This window comes from Streptococcus infantis (assembly GCF_047460875.1).
Taxonomy (GTDB): Bacteria; Bacillota; Bacilli; order Lactobacillales; family Streptococcaceae; genus Streptococcus; species Streptococcus infantis_AA.
In genome coordinates, this window is the sequence record NZ_JASHFI010000002.1 from 40,403 (window position 1) to 62,143 (window position 21,741).

A 21,741-nucleotide genomic window follows, 5' to 3' on the forward strand; every position below is an offset into this window, starting at 1 on the left:
TAAAAAAATATCCTCCTCAATTTTTTAACGCCACTAGATAAACATATAATTTTTTCTATACCAATTTAATATATCAAAAACAGTTTAAAAAATCAATACTTTAACAGGTAAAACTAGTAAAAGTATAATCCAATTTCCTATCTATTCTGAATAGAATTTCAGAAGGCCTTATTTCTAGCCATTTCGTCAAAAAAAGAAACTTCATCAGAAAAGTTAAACTAACTTCGTCTAACTTTTCAATAAAGTTTCCATGCATTTTTATACTATTTTTACGTTTTTTATTGTTGTAAAACTTTTCGTGGTTTGGTTCCTTCTGCAGGACCAATAACCCCAGCCATCTCTAACTCTTCCATAAGGCGAGTCGCCCTGTTAAAGCCAACAGATAAGCGTCTCTGAATCATAGATGCACTTGCTTTTTGGGTTTCAATAACCAGTGCTTTAGCTTCTTCAAATAGTGGATCTCCTCCTTCATCTCCTGTGCCAGACTCACTTTCTGTCTCAGAAACCTCTCCGGGATCAAAGCTTTCATCATAATCAGCATCTGCTTGAGCCTTGATAAAGCTAACAATACGTTCCACATCATCATCAGAGATAAAGGAACCTTGCAAGCGAACAGGGTGATTTTCATCGATTGGTTTGAAGAGCATATCCCCTCGACCAAGCAATTTCTCAGCACCGTTCTCATCCAAAATAGTTCGAGAATCTGTTCCAGAAGATACAGCAAAGGCTACACGAGATGGTACATTGGCCTTAATCAGACCAGAAATAACATCCACTGAAGGACGCTGGGTCGCGAGGATCATATGAATACCAGCCGCACGCGCCTTCTGTCCAAGACGGATAATAGCATCTTCTACTTCCTTGCTGGCCACCATCATGAGGTCAGCTAACTCATCGACAATCACGACAATCAAAGGAAGAGGTACTTGTTTATACTCAGACTGAGCGTTGAATTCTTCAACCTTGGCATTGAAACCAGCGATATTACGAACTCCAATTTTGGCAAAGAGTTCATAACGGTTTTCCATCTCATCTACGACTTTTTGAAGGGCCTTGCTTGCCTTACGAGGGTTAGTCACGACCGGAATCAAGAGGTGAGGAATATCATTATAGACTGATAACTCAACCATCTTCGGATCCACCATCATAAACTTGACTTGGTCTGGACGTGCCTTCATGAGAATACTTGCAATGATACCATTGACTGCAACAGATTTACCAGAACCTGTCGAACCAGCTACAAGTAAGTGAGGCATTTTAGACAAATCAAAACTACGTGCAGTTCCATTAACGGCTTTCCCAAGAGGAATTTCTAGGAGATTTTCAGGTTTAGTTTGCGATTGTTCCCAGAGTTCTCGGAAAGATACGGTCGCAATTTCAGAGTTAGGCACTTCAATCCCAACCAAGGATTTTCCAGGAATCGGAGCTTCGATACGGACATCTTTAGCAGCCAAGGCCAGAGCCAAGTCGTCTGCTAGATTGGAAATACGATTGACACGAACACCAACTGCTGGCTTGACTTCGTACTTGGTAACTGATGGACCGATTTCAGCACGTTCAACCGTTACCTTGATACCGAAACTCGCAAAGGTTTCTTCCAAAATTTTGATATTTTCTCGTACGATTTTCTTTTCCTTGGACTGGTCTTTTGGCTTATCAGGCGCAAAGAGTTGCAAGCTGGGGAGTTTGTACTCTAAAGCTTTTTTAGCAGAAAAATCTACCTCAACATCCTCATCTTCTAAGAACTCATCTTCCTCTGGACTGTCAACTTCACTAGAAACATCGAAGTCTGCTTGAGGGAGAATAATTTCAGGCTCTACCCATTCTTCCTCTGGGAGGGGTGGTAGATCATCAAAGTGAACAGGGGAAGCTTCTAATATCTCGCCAGTTTCCATATCAACAGGAGGGATATCCAACAAGGCTTTTTCTGCCTGTTCTTTTTCGAGTCTTTCCTGTTCCTCTGCTTCCTTACGAGCTTTCTCCTCTTCGCGTTTAATGAAGCGTTCTTGTTTTTTCTGCTCACGTCGCTCCATCCAAAGTGCAAAACGTGCTCCAAGAAAATCAGCGACATCATAGACAGACCAAGGACTAACTAGAAGAGCACCGATTAAGATTAAGATGGCTCCAATAAAATAAGTACCAATATTTGAAAAGAGAAAGGCGACTGGAATGTAGAGAGCAACACCTAGAAGCCCTCCTCCAGCAAAGCTAGTCACACGAAAGCCTGTCAAATCTGTCAACACTTGGGCCAAAGTCCCCTTTAAGACAGACTGCTCCATGCCATATTTCCATACTAGATAAGCTTCAAAAATCAGCAATAGACCTGAAAAAATGCAAAGAAAACCTGAGATCAGACCTTCTTGCTTCCGAATCCATTTAAAGAGAAAAAGATAGACTAGGACGACAACAATGACCAGATAAGCCAGACTTCCTACTAGTAATCGAATAAGGTTATAGAGGGTGAGTCCCACTGCTCCTAATTTCAGAGCAGCGAACATTAAGCAAAAAGCTATAACCAAGGAAACTAACATCCGTTGGATAGCTTGCTTTCTTTCTAATTCAGCTTTTGACGGTCTCCGTCTTGTTTTACTTGTATTCTTGTTTGCCATATTTCTATTATAACACACTTCAGAAACTTTGTTTGAAGTGAAAAATGATTGCATCTACAAGACACAATCATCTTTCGTTAATATTTCTGCAGTTTCTTTTCTGTATGATTTTTCAACAACTTTAGATCACTGCTTCTTCAAAAATCTAATTGCTGATTTTCTTGCCTTCTCAATCTTTTCGATTTCCAACTTCTCCACAGCAGATGTAGGTATCCATTTTTTCCCAAATAAAACTTGAGCTGCTTCTATCATCAGAGCGCAAGCCCGAAAGTCCTTTTCTTCTGCAATCGCTTCACCAAACAAATCCTTTGTTTTCTCTATCAAGACTTCTTTTTCTACTTGATAAAAAGAGAATTGCATCAAACTACTAGCAGACCAGGCACGACAAAGTGGATCTTGGTCAGTCAAGAGATGTTGTCCTAAGATTTCTACCTCACTTATTGAACCAATCCACCCTAGGGCAATGATTAGCTTTCTACGATTCGAAGCTTCTGAACTAGGTAAAAGAGAGAGCAGAATAGGAAGTAGTTGCTTGCAAGAAGACGCATAAAAATCTCTATGTCTTGCTTTGGAGAGGATCTTCGCTAGGAAATAAACAATCAAAATGCGTTGACTCTCATCTTCCTCTTGATTGAGAGTTTCCAAAAGATAGTCTATTCCCTCCTGCCCATGCTGGTCAAAACTCGCTTCAAAATTTAGGTCAGTTTCTTCCTCCCAATCTTTACAAATGAGTTCAAAATGAAAGGCAATTTCTGGGCTCCTACCTAAATCAGCTATAAAATGAATTCGTTTAGAATCAGGAAAATTTTCCTCCACCAAGCTGGCATAGGTTCCTTGTAACACTTCTTTTGTAAGACTTTTGCGACCGAACTGTTCCTTTTCTAGTTTGTCGATTCCTTCTTTTCTAGAATCACTCATGACACTTATCTCCTCTAAGATATTTGTAGAACTTCAGTATTCTATCATTTAAATTCTCTAAGATTTACCTCTATTATATCACTTTAAAGACCTGTCTCCCTAACTTCATTATCAAAAAATGACTGCCCACTTTCGTGTTCAGTCATTTGAATCTATTTGTGATTATTTTTCTAATGGTTTACGAAGGTAACCATAAACTACACCACTAACAAGTGCTCCTACCAAGACAAAGACAAGGTAAAGAAGGGCATTTGTTGTAAGAGCGATAACGAAGATTCCTCCGTGAGGTGCCATAAGTTTGATTCCTGCAAGACCAACAAGTCCACCTGCTACTGCTGAACCAAGGATAAAGCTTGGGATAGCACGAGCTGGGTCAGCTGCACCAAACGGAATTGCACCTTCAGTGATGAATGACAAGCCCATTACGATATTTGTCAAACCAGAGTTGCGTTCTTCTTTGGTGAATTTATCTTTGAAGAGAAGAGTTGCAACAAAGATTGCAAGTGGTGGAACCATTCCTCCAGCCATAACTGCTGCCATAGCTACTGAACCACCTGTTGACACTGTTGCTGCAAGAGTACCTGTACCAAAGACGTAGGCTGCTTTATTGACAGGTCCACCCATATCAACTGCCATCATTCCTCCAAGAACAAGACCAAGAAGAATAGCAGATCCTCCACTAAGACCCGCAAGGAAGTCATTCATAGCAGTGTTGATTGCTGCCATTGGAATGTTCACAGCCAGCATAACAAATCCTGTCAAGATTGTTCCAAAAAGTGGCAAGAGAAGGATTGATTTAGCACCTTCAAGAGAACGTGGAACCTTCACGTATTTCTTAACCAAGAGAACTAAGGCACCAGCGATAAATCCACCAACAAGGGCTCCTAGGAAACCTGATGATACACCTGCAAGAGCTGAAGTTGCTTCACCACCTTGAGCGTAAGGGATTTTACCAAAGGCAAAACCTTCTTTGGCAATAGCTCCAGCTACGAAACCTGCTACCAAACCTGGTTTTTCAGCGATTGAGTAAGCAACATATCCTGCAAATACTGGAAGCATCAAACCAAAGGCTGCGCCACCGATTTTCATGAACATAGAAGCGAGTTCATGGTATGATCCAAGATTTCCGAGGCTCTCATTAGGCACACCCAAAGCACCGTCAATCAAGAAAGCAAGGGCAATCATGATACCACCACCGATAACGAACGGCAGCATTTGGGATACACCACTCATCAAGTGTTTGTAGAAGGCACCACCTAGACTTTGTTTTTCGTTAGATGCCGTTGAAGCTTGCGCTCCATTAGCAGCACGGTAGACTTCAACATTTCCAGAAAGAGCCAAGTTAATCAACTCTTCTGTCTTACGGATACCATCTGCGACTGGACGATTGACCAATGGTTTGCCATCAAAACGATCCATTTCAACTGCTTTATCCGCAGCGATAATAACAGCTTTAGCCTTACGAATGTCTTCCGCAGTTAGTTGGTTACCAACACCACTAGCACCGTTGGTTTCGACCTTAATTCCAACACCCATTTCAGCAGCCACTTTTTGAAGAGCTTCTTGGGCCATGTATGTGTGGGCAATTCCTGTTGTACAAGCTGTAACTGCTACGATAAAGTCACCAGATTCATTTGCAGGAGCTTGTGCTGGTTCCTCAGCTTTTTCTGAAGCTTGGTTAAAGAGGTCAATAACTTGATCAGCTGATGTTACTTGACGAAGTTTGTCAGCAAAACCGTCTTTCATCAAGTATTGAGACAATTCTGCCAAGGCAGCCAAGTGAGTATCATTGGCACCTTCTGGAGCAGCAATCATAAAGAAGAGGTCAGTTGGTTGCCCATCCAAGCTTTCGTAGTCAACACCCTTGTTTGACTTGGCAAAGAGAACAGTCGCTTCTTTGACAGCAGCGTTTTTGCTGTGTGGCATTGCAATACCATCACCCAAACCTGTAGAAGTCAAAGCTTCACGCGCTAAGATTCCTTCTTTAAAAGTTTCAAAATCTGTCACATATCCGTGCTCTACCAAGCTATGAATCATTTCTTCGATAGCTGCTGTTTTTTCAGTTGCTTGCAAATCAAGCAACATGACATCTTTTCTCAATAAATCCTGAATTTTCATCTTTTTTCTACCTCAACTTTTTCATAAGTCTCTTTAATAAATGCTGCAGTCGCCAAGTCATCTGAGAAGGTTGTTGCTGTTCCACAAGCCACTCCCCATTTGAAGGCTTCTACTGCGTCTTTTGATTTGACAAACTCACCAGTAAATCCAGCAACCATCGAGTCACCAGCACCCACTGAGTTTTTCACTCTTCCCTTGATCGGTTTAGCAAAGTATGCTCCATCCGATGTTACCAGAAGTGCTCCATCGCCAGCCATAGAGATAATTACGTTTTGAGCACCTTTAGCCAGCAACTCTCGAGCGTATTTCTCTATCTCATCTAAGCTTTCAAGTTTGACTCCAAAGATAGCTCCCAGTTCATGATTATTTGGTTTGACCAAAAGAGGTTGATAATCCAAACTATCGATTAAGGTCTGACCTTCAAAGTCACAGACCACTTGAGCGCCTGTCTGACGAGTCAAGGCAATCAAATCTTTGTAAATAACATTGCCTAGATTTTTAGCACTCGAACCTGCAAAGACAACTGTATCTTCTGCTGTTAAACTTGAAAGAATAGCTTTTAACTCTTCAAGTTGTTCAGCTTCAACAGTAGGACCAGTCCCATTGATTTCTGTTTCTTGATCTGCTTTTATCTTGACGTTGATACGCGTATCTTCTGCTACTTGGACAAAGCGTGTTTCAATTTTCTCTTCAGCTAAAGTATCAGTGATAAATTTACCTGTAAAGCCACCGATGAAGCCTGTCGCAGTATTTGGAATATCCAAGCGTTTCAAGACACGGCTAACATTGATTCCCTTACCACCAGCAAACTTATCATCACTGTCCATACGATTGACACTACCAACTTCCACTTTATCCAGACGGACAATGTAGTCAATAGATGGATTTAGTGTGACTGTATAAATCATACTTCGATAACCTCCGTTTTTTCTTTGATAGCTGGCAAGAGTTCGTGACCCTTGCTTGTAATAACAATAGCTCGTTTTATAGGGGCCACCTTAGCGAAACAAGACTGACCAATCTTAGACGAATCCGCCAAAACATAGGTTTGTTTGGCATTTTCTAGAATAGCACGCTTAACAGCTCCCTCCTCCATATCTGGAGTTGTATAGTAGCCTTCATCCACACCGTTCATTCCGATAAAGGCACGGTCAAAGTGAAGCTGGTTAATCTGATTAAGCGCGACACCACCGATGCTGGCATCAGTCGTCATTTTAACCCCACCGCCAATAATAACTGTCGGGATTTGCTTATCCACTAATTGAACCGCATGGTGAATGGAGTTAGTCACAACAGTAATGTCTTTTCGCTCCAATTCCTTAATGAGAAAGGCTGTTGTACTTCCTGCATCCACAAAGATAACATCTTTTTCTTTGATGAGGGAAGCTGCCTTTTGCGCAATCAATTTTTTCTCTTGAAGGTTTTTGACAGATTTCTCTTGAATGGTTTCTTCTTCTTGCAAGGAGTGAGGCAACTCTGCTCCTCCATGCACTCGGCGAAGTTTATTTTCAGACTCCAATTCATCTAAATCGCGTCTAACTGTTGATTCTGAAGTATCTAGCAAGCCTACTAATTTCTCTAAAGTAACGACTTTATGTTTACCCAGCTCCTCTAAAATCAACTTTTTTCTCTCAGTTTTTAGCACTTACTCACCTCCTGTTAACGATTACAATAATCATTCTATCACAAAAAATAGCAAAGTCAAGCACTTTTTGTCATTTTCTTTCAATTTCTATCATTTTGCCAATTGTTTGAATTTTATTTGCAAGATAATTCCCTTTATGATAAACTATTTTAGTAAGTATTGGAAGATTACTCAAGAGGCTTAAGAGGCCGTGTTGGAAACGCGGTAGGCGTGTGAAAGCGTGCGTGGGTTCGAATCCCATGTCTTCCGTTGCTATAGTGTAGCTGCATCTTCATGCAGCTTTTTATAATGGTTTTTTCATCTAAGATGAGAATTCCAAAAAAACACCCAAGAATTGAATCTTGGGTGTTTTTTTCTTCAATTTTAATTATCAAAATGATATTTTTTCTACTTCATGTTAAAAGGTCTTAAAAAATATCAAATAGCAATTTCACATTGAGAACAGTTAAGATAATGGAAACAATATAACCAAGGATAGTATTCCACTTGGCATTGGTAAATTCTCCCATCAGTGATTTCTTAGAAGTTAGATAAATCAAAGGAAAGATTGAAAATGGAAGAGCGATTGAAAGAAAGACCTGTGAATAAACCAATAACTGATCCAAGGTTTTTTCTTGATGACCAAACAGAACCGCTACAATCATGACAGGCAACAAGGCAAAGAGACGAGTTGCCAAACGAATGAACCATTGAGGTAATCTCATATGCAAGAAACCTTCCATAACGATTTGTCCAGTCAAGGTACCCGTAATTGTCGAATTTTGACCACTGGCTAATAAAGCCAAGGCAAACAAGGTTGATAAGGTCGAGCTAGCTATAGCTCCTGCAATAGTAGAATCCTGCAAGGCATTATACATTTGAGAGAAGGCAGAAATCTCAGATGCATGGCCGAAAAAGAGAGCCGCCCCGAGAATTAATAGAAGGGAGTTAACCACAAAGGCCAAGGATAATTGGAGATTTGAATCCCAGGTCATAAAGCGCACGGCTTTTCGAACATCATTCTTGTCCTTGTGATTGATTTTCCGAGTTTGAGACAAGGAAGAATGCAAATAGAGGTTATGGGGCATCACTGTCGCACCCACGATCCCTAACGCCAAGGTTAATTGACTTTCATGCCCTGGCAAAGGACTTTCAAATAAGGTTGCATTCGGTAGATAACCCTCAACGATTCCTTGGAAGCTTGGATGTGACAAAGCTACCAGATAGGTAAAAATTGCTAGAATGGTTAAAATCAGTGTTGTCACAATAGCTTCAATCTTCTTAAAGCCAAATTTCATCAGAAGCAATAAGAGAAAAACATCCAACACGGTCAAGAGAATTGCTATCATAATCGGAATCTTAAAGAGAAGATTGAGAGCAATCGCTGAACCTAGAACTTCTGCCAGATCTGTCGCCATCAAGGCTAATTCTAAAATCACCCATAGACTATAACGAAGCCATTTAGGTGAATGATGAGCCGTTGCTTGAGCCAGGTCCATCTGGGTTACAATACCAAGCTTTCCTGCCATCTGCTGAAGTTGCATGGCAATGAGAGATGAAATCAAGATAACAAACAAGAGACTATACTTATAGGAAGCACCACCGACTACACTGGTAATCCAGTTTCCTGGATCCATATAACCAACTGCGACAAGAGCACCCGGACCTAAAAAGGCCTTTAAATTTTGCCAGAAATGATTGTTATTTGGAGTATCGATAGATTGATTAATCTCAGAGAGTGACACTTTTTTATGAGAAGACATAGATACTTACCTCTTTCTAAACCTACTTTTTCATTATTTTCTATTAGAGAAAAATAAGATTGACTTTAAACTATTAAAACAATGAAAACTATATGAAAAACATTTAGTTTTTTCATTATTTTTCTTAAGGCACCTTAATATTTTTCTTAAGGCGCCTTAATTATAACACAAAAAATGAAAACTATATGAAAAACATTTAGTTTTTTCATTATTTTTCTTAAGGCACCTTAATTATAAAAAATATGATAAAAACTTAAGAAAATTCAACAAAATTTTAGGGAAAGTCAGAATAAGTCTACTCATTAACGATAATGATAAATCTATTGATAAACTTTGACATTTAATAGTGAACTGTAACTATTTTTTCTACTCGATTTCTCTATAAAAAGTAAAAACCAGCGCTTTAGACGCTGGTTAATAATTTATTCTCAAATAAAGCAGAACCTAAATGGCTTCTGTAACGAAGCTACGGCTTTCAAGTACCTTAAGCATAGCATCCGCTGTATCTAGGGCTGTAAAGAGTGGTACACCATGTTCGATAGCTGAACGGCGGATTTGTTCACCATCTTCATCAGCAGTTCGCTTAGTACCAACTGTGTTAATGATAGCTTGGATTTTCCCTTTACGAACATAGCTTGGGATATCATGTTCATCATCACCAATCTTACCAACGAGTTGAGCCTTCAAGCCATGACTTTCAAAGAAAGCTGCTGTTCCTTGAGTCGCAAGGATACCATAACCAATATTTTGGAAACGACGAGCCAAATCCAAAGCTTCTTCCTTGGTATCATCAGCGATAGTAAAGACAACGTTACCAAAGGTTGGCAAGTGTAAGTAAGAAGCTTCAAAGGCTTTATAGAGAGCTTTTTCCAAAGTAGTATCAGAACCCATAACTTCACCTGTTGACTTCATCTCAGGGCCAAGCAGGCTGTCTACCTTAGCTAGCTTGGTAAAAGAGAAGACGGGCGCCTTGATATGAACGCGAGTGCTTTTTGGGTAAAGTCCATCTTGGTAACCAAGCTCTTCGAGACTTTGACCGAGAATCAACTTAGTCGCTACCTGGGCCATAGGGATATTGGTCACCTTAGAAAGGAAAGGAACGGTACGACTTGCACGAGGATTAACCTCAATAACGTAGACTTTTTCATCCTTGATAACAAACTGAATGTTCATCATACCAAGACAGTTGAGGCCGATTGCAAGACGTTTGGTGTAGTCTGCAATCGTTTCTTGCACTTTTTGCGACAAGGTTTGAGGAGGATAAACCGCCATGGAGTCACCTGAGTGGACACCAGCGCGTTCGATATGCTCCATGATACCAGGAATGAGGACATTTTGTCCGTCTGAAATGGCATCGACTTCACACTCTTGTCCGACGATATAAGAGTCAACAAGAACAGGGTGGTCAGGACTTGCCTTAACCGCAGTACGCATGTATGAACGAAGATCATCTTCATTCTCAACGATTTCCATGGCACGTCCACCCAAGACATATGAAGGGCGAACGAGAACTGGGAAACCAATTTTACGTGCAGCAAGTACTGCTTCTTCTTCATTGGTTGCAGTCTGCCCAGGCGGTTGCGGAATATCCAAGTCTTTAAGGGCTTGCTCAAAGAGGTCACGGTCTTCCGCACGGTCCAAGTCAGCAACTTGAGTACCAAGGATAGTCACACCAGCTTTTGCTAATGGCTCAGCAAGGTTGATAGCTGTTTGACCACCAAATTGAACGATAACACCTTTTGGTTGCTCAAGGTCAATAATATTCATAACATCTTCGAATGTCAATGGCTCAAAGTAAAGTTTATCTGATACAGAGAAGTCTGTAGAAACGGTCTCTGGGTTTGAATTCATGATAATAGCTTCGTAGCCAGCAGCCTGAATAGCCTTAACTGAATGAACAGTTGCGTAGTCAAACTCGACCCCTTGACCGATACGGATTGGACCAGAACCTAGGACCAGTACAGATTCCTTTTCAGACTTAATCGATTCATTTTCCCAACCATAGGTTGAATAGAAATAAGGAGTTTCTGATTCAAACTCTGCCGCACAGGTATCAACCATCTTGTAAACTGGGACAATCTTGTTTTCCAAACGAAGCTGGCGAACTTGGTCAGCTGTCGTTTTCCATAGTTCAGCAATCTTACGGTCTGAAAATCCATTGAGTTTGGCCGTTTTTAAGAGGTCTAGATCTTGTGGATGAGAGCCCAATTCTTGCTCAATCTCAAAAATGTGTAAGAGTTTATCCAGATAGAAGATATCGATTTTTGTAAGCTCAGCAATTTCTTCTGGTGTGTAACCACGGCGAATGGCTTCTGACACATAGAAGAGACGGTCATCTTGAGCCTTCACAACCTTTTCAATCAAGGCATCATCTGAAATTTCTGCCAGCTCTGGAATTTCATTGTGGTGAACACCTATTTCTAGCGAACGACAGGCCTTGAGTAGGGATTCTTCAATATTACGACCAATAGCCATAACTTCACCAGTTGCCTTCATTTGGGTACCCAGACGGCGTTCTCCCTTTTCAAACTTGTCAAATGGGAAACGTGGAATCTTAGCCACCACATAGTCAAGAGCTGGTTCAAACATGGCATAGGTTGAACCTGTAACTGGGTTAATGACCTCATCCAAGGTCAAACCGACTGCAATCTTAGCAGCCAATTTAGCGATTGGATAACCTGTCGCCTTGGAAGCAAGGGCTGACGAACGAGATACACGAGGATTTACTTCGATAACATAGTACTTGAAGCTGTGGGGATCAAGTGCTAGCTGAACGTTACATCCACCTTCAATCTTGAGGGCACGAATGATGCTCAAGCTCGCGTCACGAAGCATTTGGTTTTCATAGTCTGACATAGTTTGCGCAGGGGCAAATACAATGGAATCCCCTGTGTGAATCCCAACTGGGTCAAAGTTTTCCATGTTACAAACAACCAAAGCATTGTCAGCTGAGTCACGCATCACTTCGTATTCAATTTCCTTAAAGCCAGCGATTGAACGTTCAATCAAACACTGGGTAACAGGTGACAACTTCAAGCCATTCTCAGCGATCTCGCGCAATTCTTCTTCGTTGGCACACATACCACCACCAGTACCACCTAGAGTAAAGGCTGGGCGGACGATAACTGGGTAGCCAATTGTTGCTGCAAAGGCAACAGCTTCTTCAACAGTGTTTACAATTTCAGATTCTGGAATGGGTTGTTCCAATTCTTCCATCAATTGTTTAAAGAGGTCACGGTCCTCCGCTTGGTCGATAGCAGACAATTTAGTCCCGAGAAGTTCTACTCCGAGCTCATCTAAGATACCATTTTTAGACAATTCCATGGCCATATTAAGCCCCGTTTGACCTCCAAGTGTTGGAAGCAAGGCATCTGGACGCTCCTTACGGAGAATACGCGTTACAAACTCAAGTGTGATCGGCTCAATGTAAACCTTATCCGCAATCTCCTTGTCCGTCATGATAGTCGCAGGGTTTGAGTTTACCAAGACAACCTCATACCCTTCCTCTTTCAAAGACAAGCAGGCCTGGGTCCCAGCATAGTCAAACTCAGCAGCCTGACCAATAATAATCGGACCAGAACCAATCACCATAATTTTTTGAATATCAGTACGTTTAGGCATTTATAAGATATTAAGGGCGTCAAGCGGACAAAGCTAAAATAGGAATTATAACGAAGAACTTTCAGTTCTAGGAATAACTATCTTTTTAGCACCGTCCTTAGCCCGTATTCAATTCAGCAAATACGGACTCCCCCTCTCCTTTCTATTTGGCAACTCTCAGGTTGCCATTAAATAAATTCTCCGACGATTTTGCACTCGTCTTTAGTTTGCTTGTTTAAAAGCTTCCATCATTTCGATAAACTCGTCAAAAAGGTAGCTTGCATCATGTGGCCCAGGTGCTGCGTCTGGGTGGAATTGTACAGAGAAACCTGGTTGATATCTGTGACGAACGCCTTCAACTGACTTGTCATTGATTTCTTCGTGGGTGATGATTAAGTGCTCTGGTAAATCCTCACGGCTAACTGCATAACCATGATTTTGACTTGTGAAGTCCACGCGCCCAGTTGCAATTTCACGTACTGCGTGGTTAAAGCCACGGTGACCAAATTTCATCTTATAGGTCTTGGCACCATTAGCCATAGCGAAGAGCTGGTGCCCCATACAGATACCAAAGATTGGAATTTTCCCGAGAATACCACGAATCATATCAAGAGCTTCTGGTACATCTTCTGGGTTTCCAGGACCATTTGACAACATCACTCCGTCTGGGTTTAAATGTAAGATTTCCTCAGCTGTAGTTGTGTATGGAACTACAGTCACATTGCAATCACGTTTAGATAGCTCTCGTAAAATAGAGTGTTTAAGGCCAAAGTCTACTAAAACAACGCTCAAGCCAACTCCCGGAGCTGGATAAGCAGTTTGGGTAGAGACTTGTTTGATATTATCAATCGGTAGAACTGTTGCTTGAAGCTGATCTGTGATATGGTCGATACTATCTCCCACATGTGTCAGAGTCGCTCTCATAGTCCCATGTTTACGGATGATTTTTGTCAAAGCCCGTGTATCAATACCAGAAATACCAGGGATTTTTTTAGACTTCAAAAATTCATCCAGTGTCATCTGGTTACGCCAGTTGCTGGCTCTACGTGCTTCTTCAAATACTACTACGCCTTTGCAGGTTGGACTAATAGATTCATAGTCATCACGGTTAATCCCATAATTACCCACCAAAGGATAGGTAAAGGTCAGGATTTGTCCATTATAAGACTGGTCTGTAATCGATTCTTGGTAACCAGTCATCCCAGTATTAAAGACGATTTCACCTGTGACATCAATTTCAGCCCCAAAGGCTTTTCCTTCAAAAATTGTACCATCTTCTAATACTAGAAGTCGTTTTGTCATAAATTCACCTCTCGTGGATGCTCTCAGGCATCTTTTAACGTTTTGTGTCTTAATTTGCTTTTCTGTAAGCCAGTACGGATTCCAAGATTGCCATTCTGACAAAGACACCATTAGTCATCTGTTGAACAATCCGTGATTTTGGAGCTTCAACCAAGTGATCAGCAATTTCAACATCGCGGTTGACTGGAGCAGGGTGCATCAGAATAGCCTTCTCTTTCAAGCGATCATAGCGTTCTTGAGTTAAACCATGTTGAGTGTGATAACCTTCTTTTGAAAAAACTGTTCCACTATCATGGCGTTCATGTTGAACACGAAGAAACATCATCACATCAACTTGGTCAATGATTTCATCAATATTTACAAACTGTCCATAGTCCGCAAATTCTTGACTTCTCCATTCTTCTGGACCAGCAAAGTAGAGTTCTGCTCCCAAACGTTTTAAGATTTGCATATTGGATTTGGCCACACGTGAATGGTCAAGGTCTCCAGCAATGGCCACCTTAAGTCCTTCAAAGTGTCCAAATTCTTCATAGATCGTCATTAAATCAAGCAAACTTTGGCTTGGGTGTTGACCCGAACCATCCCCACCATTGATAATGGAAGTCGTAATAGTAGGACTTGCGATCAACTCTCTATAGTAGTCTACCTCTGGATGTCGGATGACACAGGCATCCACTCCCAAGGCTGACAAGGTCAAAATTGTATCATAGAGTGTTTCACCCTTATTGACTGAACTTGTTTTCACATCGAAGTCCAATAGGTGAAGTCCCAGTTTGATCTCTGCTACTTCAAAAGATTTGTGGGTACGAGTCGAACTCTCAAAGAAGAGATTAGAGACAATGTGTTGGTCTTCGTAAGAAGCTTTTGCTCCATTTTTAAATTCGATTCCGCGTTTGATCAATTTCATGACTTGTTCTACAGTAAGGTCTTCCATAGAAACTACGTGTTGAATGGCTTGTTGATTTTCTGACATGGCTAACTCCTTTTTGCTATCTAGGCTTCTTCAGTAATAAGAACACGATCTTGTCCATCAAGTTCAGTCATCTCTACGATGATTTCTTCTGAACGACTGGTTGGGATGTTTTTACCAACGTAGTCTGGACGAATTGGTAATTCTCTATGTCCTCGGTCTACTAGAACTGCTAAACTCACACGAGCAGGACGGCCATGGCTAACGATGTTGTCAATGGCTGCTCGGATGGTACGACCTGTATAGAGTACATCATCCACTAAAATCACTTCTCTATCCGTTACATCAACAGAAATGACAGAAGTGTCTTCACCACTTTTAACATCGTCACGGAATGGTTTTGTATCTAACTCAACGATTGGTACTGAGATTGACTCCAACTGTTCCAATCGTTCTTGAATGCGGCGGGCAATAAAGACACCTCGTGTTTTTATCCCTGCCAATACAATCTTGTTCAAGTCTTTGTTTCGCTCGATAATCTCGTAGGTGATTCGAGTAATCGCTCGCTTGACGGTCAATTCGTCAACTACTTCTTTTGTCTTCATGACAAACCTCCAAAAAGAAAAGTCTCCTTAAACAAGGAGACTTCAGAATATATAGTTAAGCTAGCCCTACCAAAAACAGTATAGACTCCACCCTTCTACTTAATCCAGCTCCTTGCCTGCCTCACGGGACAGGATTAAAGGAATATTTGATTGGTACTACTATAACACAAACTAGGAATCAATGCAAGAAAAAAACATGAAAATTCCATCTTATAACGAACTAAAATCGTATAATTGCGGATACTGATCGCATTCTGGATTTTTTGGATGACAAATAGCTCTACCAAAGTAAATCATAGCTTGATGGGCTGGCAACCACTTTTCTGGTGGCAGGATATCCATGACTCGTTTTTCGACTTCGAGGGGTGTCGCAGATTTTTTGACAATATCATGATGCTTACAGATGCGCTCCACATGAGTATCCACAGCGAAGGCAGGAATCCCAAAGCCAACACTCATCACAACATTAGCTGTCTTACGACCAACACCTGCCAGACTCTCCAATTCCTCACGTGTCTGAGGTACTTGACCATCAAAATCGTCTAGTAACTGTTGGGCACATTTTTTGAGGAACTTTGCCTTGTTTCGGTAAAGTCCTAAACGAGAAATATGTTTAGCTATGTCACTCTCACTTGCGTCTGCCATAGCTTGAGGTGTAGGGAAGGCTTCGAAAAGAGCCGGAGTTGCTTTATTTACTGCCGCATCTGTAGTCTGAGCAGACAACATAACTGCAACCAGAAGTTCAAAATGATTGCGAAAGTCTAGACTCGGTTTTGCATCTGGAAAAAGAGCGATGATTTCCTCAATGACATGACGGGCACGTTTCTTGGATAAAACCATCTATTCATCTCCATCAAACAGCCCTTGTAAGCCTGCAAAAGGACTGTTTTCTTCCTTCTTGACTGCTTGTTGCGCTTGGTACTCTTCCTCTGTCATGATTTGCCAGTCATTCCCAGAAACAAATCCCTGACCAGCTTCTTCTTCAGCCGTCAAGACCTTGATAGGAATGTTTAGCAGGATATTGTCTGACACGCTCTCAGCAAGGTCAAGTTCTCCATTTTCGATAGGCAAGACCAAGTCATCATCTAAAACTTCTTGATCAAGTTGGTTAGTTGCGCCTTCCATGAAAACTTCCGTTACTGGATAAGATTCAACTAACTCAACTGGCTCCATACTGCGACTTGAAGCAAGAACAATGGTATAAGACAACTGATAATCTAAGAAATACATACGGTCTTCATACTGGACCTTCCCAACAGCAAGGATATCTTTTACATCTAAAATTTCTTGATTACGGTCACGTAATTCTGACACTAAATCTAACGTTTTCTCAAAGTGTAAGCCTTCAGGCTGCTTACGAATTTCTTGAATGTTTAACTTCATATTTCCTCCATAAAGATCTACTTTCTTGATTATACCATGAAATCACTTAATTTAATCGCTGCAGACCTTGTTTTAAATATTATTAATTTTTGATATATTTATTATGACAAATTTATTTTTTGTGCTATACTATAAACATCAATACATGAGCAAAGGAGGACGCTCATATGGAAGACAAAGAACTAATCTTAAAAGCTTATCAACTCATTTCCGAGTTAAATAAAGCTTACCAAACCTGCAAACAAGGATTGCCTGATGATATACGCTTGCAGCAAAATATTGACGAGCTACTCAAACAACTTAAAAAGACAGAGAAACTAGATAACTCTATCTTAATTGACCTTGAGAAATTTTACCAATGTACCAGTCTCTTGATTGGACTTGGTACACTTAAACTGAATGAAGAAGCTCGCACTGCTTGGCGAAACTATGACAAGTTCCACTACGATCAAGTTAAGCACGTTTTGACACTCTATGGACCTGTTTTTGGTTTTTAAAAATAGAGGATTTTCTGGCTTAATCTTGACAAAGTTTCTCAAAAAGAGTATGATGATTGCAACAATACTCGGAGGTAAGGGAGACATGAACAACTAAGTCTATCAAATAAAGAACCTTTATTTAGTAGATCTTGTTTCTGTCTCTTTTTGTGTGCTCTTTTTTCTGCTGGATTTTCAGCCCTTTTAAAAGAGTTTTTTGACATAGACTTTGGGCTCTACTAGGTAAAGTAGAGCTTTTTGTTATGCAATGTGGACATTCTAGAAAGGGCAATAATATGATAAAAATCAATCATCTGACCATCACACAAAACAAAGATTTACGAGACCTTATTTCCAATTTAAACATTACCATCCAAGACGGAGAAAAGGTCGCTATTATCGGGGAAGAAGGAAACGGCAAATCAACCTTACTACGAGCTTTAATGGGGGAAAGATTAGCTGATTTCACTATCAGGGGCGAAATCCAGTCTGACCTTCAGGCCCTAGCCTACATTCCCCAACATCTCCCTGAAGAACTGAAGAAAAAATCTCTACAGGACTATTTCTTTTTGGATTCTGCTGATTTAGACTACAGTATTCTTTATCGTTTGGCGGAGGAGTTGCACTTTGATAGCGACCGTTTTGCTAGTGACCAAGAGATTGGTAGTCTCTCGGGTGGCGAAGCTTTGAAAGTTCAACTCATCCATGAGTTAGCAAAACCTTTTGCGATTCTATTTTTAGATGAACCTTCAAATGACCTAGACCTTGAGACGGTTGATTGGCTAAAAGGTCAGATTCGAAAGATTAGGCAAAATGTTATTTTCATTTCCCATGATGAAGACTTCCTCTCTCAAACGGCAGATACCATTATCCACTTACGACTGGTCAAGCATCGGAAAGAAGCAGAAACGCTAGTCGAGCATTTAGACTATAATCGCTATAGTGCCCAAAGGAAGGCTAACTTTGCCAGACAAAGCCAGCAAGCTGCTAACGACCAGAGAGCCTATGACAAAACCATGGAAAAGCATCGCCGAGTTAAGCAAAATGTAGAAACTGCACTTCGAGCTACCAAAGACAGCACTGCCGGTCGCCTATTGGCTAAAAAGATGAAAACTGTTCTCTCTCAAGAAAAACGCTTTGAAAAGGAAGCTCAGTCCATGATCCAAAAGCCACTTGAAGAGGAACAAATCCAACTTTTCTTCTCAGATATAGAGCCATTAGCGGCTTCAAAAGTCTTAGTTCGACTGGAAAATGAGACTTTGTCCATTGGTGAGCGTGTTTTGGCTCAAGAGTTACAATTAACTGTCCGTGGTCAAGATAAAATCGGCATTATCGGTCCCAATGGCGTTGGCAAATCCACTCTTTTAGCAGAGTTACATCAACTACTAAGCGGCAAAAGAGAGATTTCGCTTGGATTTATGCCACAAGATTACCAAGAAACATTGAATTTGGATCTATCTCCAGTAGAATTTCTCAGCCAAACTGGACACAAAGAAGAATTACAGAAAATTCAATCTCACTTAGCCAGTCTCAACTTCAGCTATCCAGAGATGCACCACCAAATCCACTCCTTATCTGGAGGTCAACAAGGAAAACTCCTTCTTTTGAATTTAGTTCTGCGAAAACCGAACTTTCTCCTTCTGGATGAACCCACACGAAACTTTTCTCCAACTTCTCAACCAGAAATCAGAAAACTCTTTGCCAATTATCCCGGTGGTCTGGTTACTGTTTCGCATGATCGACGTTTCTTAAAAGAAGTCTGTACGAATATCTATCGTTTGACAGAACATGGTTTGGAAGTCGTTGATTTACAAGATTTATAAATGTAGAAAATCTCAAAAGAGGCTGGGACAAAAGTCCTGGCCTCTCAATTGTCTTTGGATTGTCGAGCAAGACGCAGTGGTTGAGTGGGCTCTACTACGCTGATTTCATCAGCTTTTACAGCCCTACTCAACTGTGCAGAGGTGGGACGACGAAATCGAATTCTAACGAATTACCGATTTCTGTCCCACTCGCTCTTTCTAAATATGTTGCAAACGCTCAATCCGCTCTGAGCTTAAGGGTTTAGGATAGAAGAGTTTTTCAGGAGCCTTGCTATAGAAGGTTCTGCTACATACTCTACAAGCCAGTTCATGACTGGCTATTGTTACAGTTCTATAGGGAAAAAATTTTACCTATATTTATAAACTAAGGCATTCTAATTTGGAGATTATATCAAATACATAAAGCAAAATGCAACTAGATTATTGAGGAAATGTAAAAGAATAGAATTCCAAAGATTGTCGGAAGTCTTATACCTTATACCAAATGCCAACCCCATACCTAAATAGGTGATAAAACTAGGAATCGTATAGGGTCCATGTAGATAAGCAAAGAGAACCGATGTGGCAACCAAGCCAATATATGTATTCTTAAATACTGTCCCTTGTAACATTCCTCGCATAAAAATTTCTTCCGTAATGGGCGCTAAAATACAGAGATCTAGAAAAAGCACAGGCAATGAAAGTGATAAACTTTGAATTGATTGAGTAGTGTCTGATTGGGTAGGTCCTAAAAAATTGACCAACATATAAAATAAGAAAAGCAAGGCGTAGGAGAGAAGCCACTTCAACATATCTTTTAGGCTGATTTTTCGAATGTGAAACAGGTCATACTTTCTTCCTACATAAAAAAATATTGAGAGTTCAACAAGTGTAAAAATGATTGAGAGAACTAATGAATTTGTCTGCATAACTTTGTCAGCTATACTCAAGTGTATTGGTATGAAAATCAAAATCAAGAAAAAGGTCATCCAGCGCTTATACATGATTCACCTCACTAATATTTAATTACATATATTATACTACTTTTTTGTGATAGGACAAGTCACAAGTGAGGTGATAGATGCAAAAATCCAGAGGAAAATCTCTGGATGTTTTTACATATGTTGCAAACGCTCAATTCGTTCTGAGATAGGCGGATGCGTATAGAAGAGTTTTTGCAAACCACCTCGTTTTTGAGGATCATTGATATAGAGAGCACTGCTAGCATCATCCACATGACGGCTCATTGGCTGACTATGGTCCAGCTTACGAAGGGCATTGATCATCCCTTGAGGATTACGAGTCAACTCTACACTTGAAGCATCCGCTAAAAATTCTCGTTGACGAGAGATGGCTAGTTGTACCAAAGTTGCTGCTAGGGGAGCCAAAACAATCGCTAGGAGAGAAACGACTAGCATAATAATTTCAAGTCCACCACTATCACGGTCATCACTTCTACGACCACGGCCTGCACCTCCCCACCACATCATGCGTCCAGCCATACTTGATAAAAGTGTAATAGCACTGGCAAGGGCAACCGCGATAGTTGAAATACGAATATCATAGTTACGAATGTGACTGACTTCATGGCCTATAACCGCTTCTAACTCTTCACGATTCATTATCGATAAGAGTCCTGAAGTTGCTGCTACAGCTGCATTTTGAGGATTTGAGCCTGTTGCAAAGGCATTCAAGCTAGCATCATCGATAATGAAGACACGTGGCATGGGGATTTGCGCCACCATAGCCATATCTTCCACAACATGATAGAGGGTTGGTGCAGTCTGCTCATTCACCTCACGCGCACCATTCATACTCATGACTATCTCTGTTGATTGAAAAATCATGGACAAGGCATAGATAAAGCCGATAATCAGAGCGATAACTAAGCCACCAAGACCAGACCGCATAAAGAGGTAACCAACTGCATATCCAACCAAAGCCAAAAGTAAAAAGAATACTAGTAGTAAAATCCAAGTTCTTCGCTTATTACTCGCGATTTGATCATACAACATCCTAGTCACCTAAACCACTAAAATCGACTTTAGGTACTGCCTTTTCCTCTTCAGGAGTTTGAAGGAAGTCAGCCACTTTAAAACCAAAGAGTCCAGCAACTAGGTTACTTGGGAAAGTTTCCAATTTGACATTATAATTGCTAACAACACTATTATAAAGTTGGCGAGAGTATGAGATTTTATTTTCAGTATTAGTCAATTCCTCTTGCAATTTAGCAAAGTTGCCACTCGCTTTTAGGTCTGGATAATTTTCTGCAACAGCAAAAATTCCTGATACCTGGCGTGAAAGGGCATCACTAGCTCTCATAGCTTCTGCCGGTGATGTTGCAGCGGCTACTTGATTGCGAAGCTCTGCAACTCTTTCAAGTGTTGAACCTTCATACTTTGCATATCCCTTTACAGTCTCAATCAAGTTTGGCAAGAGATCGTTACGACGTTTCAACTGAACATCAATCTGACTCCATGCCTCCTTAGTTTGCATGCGATTTTTAACCAATCCATTATAGGTAAGAATCACAAAGATACCAATAAGAGCAAGAACTCCAAGAATAATCCAATTCATCTGATATCTCCTTTCTATTTTTAGATTAGTACCAGTATATCAAATTTCTATCTT

At 40.7% G+C, this 21,741-nt stretch carries 17 protein-coding genes and 1 tRNA gene; 3 read left to right on the forward strand and 15 right to left on the reverse strand.

Features of this window, described 5'->3' with window-relative positions; translation table 11 throughout:
• Positions 1–278: 278 nt before the first annotated feature.
• The 5 genes from QM887_RS02170 to QM887_RS02190 form a co-directional block, all read right to left on the reverse strand.
• Entirely contained in the window at positions 279–2,609 is a 2,331-nt protein-coding gene (locus QM887_RS02170; protein ID WP_414270282.1) for a DNA translocase FtsK, read from the reverse strand.
• 126 nt (positions 2,610–2,735) lie between these two features.
• On the reverse strand, positions 2,736–3,527 hold the full coding sequence (locus QM887_RS02175) for a HEAT repeat domain-containing protein (protein WP_414270283.1): 792 nt from the start codon (positions 3,525–3,527) through the stop codon (positions 2,736–2,738).
• 162 nt (positions 3,528–3,689) lie between these two features.
• A complete protein-coding gene (locus tag QM887_RS02180) occupies positions 3,690–5,645 on the reverse strand; it encodes a fructose-specific PTS transporter subunit EIIC (protein WP_414270284.1) in 1,956 nt (651 codons plus the stop codon).
• Positions 5,642–6,553, reverse strand: coding sequence for a 1-phosphofructokinase (gene pfkB, locus QM887_RS02185; protein ID WP_414270285.1), 912 nt, complete (start codon positions 6,551–6,553; stop codon positions 5,642–5,644). The genes QM887_RS02180 and pfkB overlap by 4 nt, the downstream gene beginning before the upstream one ends.
• Positions 6,550–7,290 carry a DeoR/GlpR family DNA-binding transcription regulator gene (locus tag QM887_RS02190; RefSeq protein ID WP_371608328.1) on the reverse strand — a complete coding sequence of 247 codons (741 nt, stop codon included), beginning with the start codon at positions 7,288–7,290 and terminating at the stop codon, positions 6,550–6,552. The genes pfkB and QM887_RS02190 overlap by 4 nt, the downstream gene beginning before the upstream one ends.
• A 161-nt stretch (positions 7,291–7,451) precedes the next feature.
• On the opposite strand from QM887_RS02190, the gene QM887_RS02195 reads away from it, so the two are divergent.
• A tRNA-Ser gene (locus QM887_RS02195) sits at positions 7,452–7,539 on the forward strand.
• A gap of 158 nt (positions 7,540–7,697) precedes the next feature.
• Here QM887_RS02195 and QM887_RS02200 read toward each other — a convergent pair.
• The 7 genes from QM887_RS02200 to QM887_RS02230 form a co-directional block, all read right to left on the reverse strand.
• The gene (locus tag QM887_RS02200) at positions 7,698–9,032 is read right to left on the reverse strand and encodes an Nramp family divalent metal transporter (RefSeq protein ID WP_000094598.1); all 1,335 of its coding nucleotides are present in this window, start codon (positions 9,030–9,032) and stop codon (positions 7,698–7,700) included.
• A gap of 444 nt (positions 9,033–9,476) precedes the next feature.
• Positions 9,477–12,653 (reverse strand): carbamoyl-phosphate synthase large subunit, encoded by a 3,177-nt coding sequence (carB, locus tag QM887_RS02205; RefSeq protein WP_414270286.1) that lies wholly within the window; start codon positions 12,651–12,653, stop codon positions 9,477–9,479.
• 201 nt (positions 12,654–12,854) lie between these two features.
• Positions 12,855–13,934, reverse strand: a complete 1,080-nt coding sequence (locus QM887_RS02210; protein WP_414270287.1) for a carbamoyl phosphate synthase small subunit — start codon at positions 13,932–13,934, stop codon at positions 12,855–12,857.
• 49 nt (positions 13,935–13,983) lie between these two features.
• Positions 13,984–14,907 (reverse strand): aspartate carbamoyltransferase catalytic subunit, encoded by a 924-nt coding sequence (locus QM887_RS02215; protein WP_414270288.1) that lies wholly within the window; start codon positions 14,905–14,907, stop codon positions 13,984–13,986.
• 20 nt (positions 14,908–14,927) lie between these two features.
• Positions 14,928–15,449, reverse strand: a complete 522-nt coding sequence (gene pyrR, locus QM887_RS02220) for a bifunctional pyr operon transcriptional regulator/uracil phosphoribosyltransferase PyrR (protein WP_075229176.1) — start codon at positions 15,447–15,449, stop codon at positions 14,928–14,930.
• 210 nt (positions 15,450–15,659) lie between these two features.
• Positions 15,660–16,289 (reverse strand): endonuclease III, encoded by a 630-nt coding sequence (gene nth / locus QM887_RS02225; protein WP_075229177.1) that lies wholly within the window; start codon positions 16,287–16,289, stop codon positions 15,660–15,662.
• Positions 16,290–16,832, reverse strand: a complete 543-nt coding sequence (locus QM887_RS02230; protein ID WP_414270289.1) for a YceD family protein — start codon at positions 16,830–16,832, stop codon at positions 16,290–16,292. It lies immediately after the preceding gene.
• Positions 16,833–16,999: 167 nt separating this feature from the next.
• Here QM887_RS02230 and QM887_RS02235 point away from each other — a divergent pair, with 167 nt between their 5' ends.
• Positions 17,000–17,329 carry a helicase BlpT gene (locus QM887_RS02235; protein ID WP_414270290.1) on the forward strand — a complete coding sequence of 110 codons (330 nt, stop codon included), beginning with the start codon at positions 17,000–17,002 and terminating at the stop codon, positions 17,327–17,329.
• Between the two features lie 242 nt (positions 17,330–17,571).
• Complete coding sequence (locus tag QM887_RS02240; protein WP_414270291.1) at positions 17,572–19,131, forward strand: ATP-binding cassette domain-containing protein; 1,560 nt, start codon at positions 17,572–17,574, stop codon at positions 19,129–19,131.
• Positions 19,132–19,517: 386 nt separating this feature from the next.
• On the opposite strand, the gene QM887_RS02245 is transcribed toward QM887_RS02240, so the two are convergent.
• The 3 genes from QM887_RS02245 to QM887_RS02255 all read right to left on the reverse strand — a co-directional run bounded on the left by QM887_RS02245 (position 19,518) and on the right by QM887_RS02255 (position 21,687).
• Entirely contained in the window at positions 19,518–20,114 is a 597-nt protein-coding gene (locus QM887_RS02245) for a lysostaphin resistance A-like protein (RefSeq protein ID WP_414270292.1), read from the reverse strand.
• A gap of 111 nt (positions 20,115–20,225) precedes the next feature.
• Positions 20,226–21,125, reverse strand: a complete 900-nt coding sequence (gene htpX / locus QM887_RS02250) for a zinc metalloprotease HtpX (protein WP_414270293.1) — start codon at positions 21,123–21,125, stop codon at positions 20,226–20,228.
• A 1-nt stretch (position 21,126) separates the two neighbouring features.
• The gene (locus QM887_RS02255; RefSeq protein WP_075231841.1) at positions 21,127–21,687 is read right to left on the reverse strand and encodes a LemA family protein; all 561 of its coding nucleotides are present in this window, start codon (positions 21,685–21,687) and stop codon (positions 21,127–21,129) included.
• Positions 21,688–21,741 lie beyond the last annotated feature (54 nt).

Excerpts from the sequence above, each read along its gene's own strand:
- pfkB (WP_414270285.1), bottom strand. The coding sequence starts at position 6,553 with ATGATTTATACAGTCACACTAAATCCATCTATTGACTACATTGTCCGT.
- QM887_RS02240 (WP_414270291.1), top strand. The coding sequence starts at position 17,572 with ATGCAATGTGGACATTCTAGAAAGGGCAATAATATGATAAAAATCAAT.
- QM887_RS02175 (WP_414270283.1), bottom strand. The coding sequence starts at position 3,527 with ATGAGTGATTCTAGAAAAGAAGGAATCGACAAACTAGAAAAGGAACAG.
- QM887_RS02235 (WP_414270290.1), top strand. The coding sequence starts at position 17,000 with ATGGAAGACAAAGAACTAATCTTAAAAGCTTATCAACTCATTTCCGAG.
- nth (WP_075229177.1), bottom strand. The coding sequence starts at position 16,289 with ATGGTTTTATCCAAGAAACGTGCCCGTCATGTCATTGAGGAAATCATC.
- QM887_RS02170 (WP_414270282.1), bottom strand. The coding sequence starts at position 2,609 with ATGGCAAACAAGAATACAAGTAAAACAAGACGGAGACCGTCAAAAGCT.
- QM887_RS02210 (WP_414270287.1), bottom strand. The coding sequence starts at position 13,934 with ATGACAAAACGACTTCTAGTATTAGAAGATGGTACAATTTTTGAAGGA.
- QM887_RS02255 (WP_075231841.1), bottom strand. The coding sequence starts at position 21,687 with ATGAATTGGATTATTCTTGGAGTTCTTGCTCTTATTGGTATCTTTGTG.
- QM887_RS02230 (WP_414270289.1), bottom strand. The coding sequence starts at position 16,832 with ATGAAGTTAAACATTCAAGAAATTCGTAAGCAGCCTGAAGGCTTACAC.
- QM887_RS02245 (WP_414270292.1), bottom strand. The coding sequence starts at position 20,114 with ATGTATAAGCGCTGGATGACCTTTTTCTTGATTTTGATTTTCATACCA.
- QM887_RS02215 (WP_414270288.1), bottom strand. The coding sequence starts at position 14,907 with ATGTCAGAAAATCAACAAGCCATTCAACACGTAGTTTCTATGGAAGAC.
- pyrR (WP_075229176.1), bottom strand. The coding sequence starts at position 15,449 with ATGAAGACAAAAGAAGTAGTTGACGAATTGACCGTCAAGCGAGCGATT.
- carB (WP_414270286.1), bottom strand. The coding sequence starts at position 12,653 with ATGCCTAAACGTACTGATATTCAAAAAATTATGGTGATTGGTTCTGGT.
- htpX (WP_414270293.1), bottom strand. The coding sequence starts at position 21,125 with ATGTTGTATGATCAAATCGCGAGTAATAAGCGAAGAACTTGGATTTTA.
- QM887_RS02180 (WP_414270284.1), bottom strand. The coding sequence starts at position 5,645 with ATGAAAATTCAGGATTTATTGAGAAAAGATGTCATGTTGCTTGATTTG.
- QM887_RS02200 (WP_000094598.1), bottom strand. The coding sequence starts at position 9,032 with ATGTCTTCTCATAAAAAAGTGTCACTCTCTGAGATTAATCAATCTATC.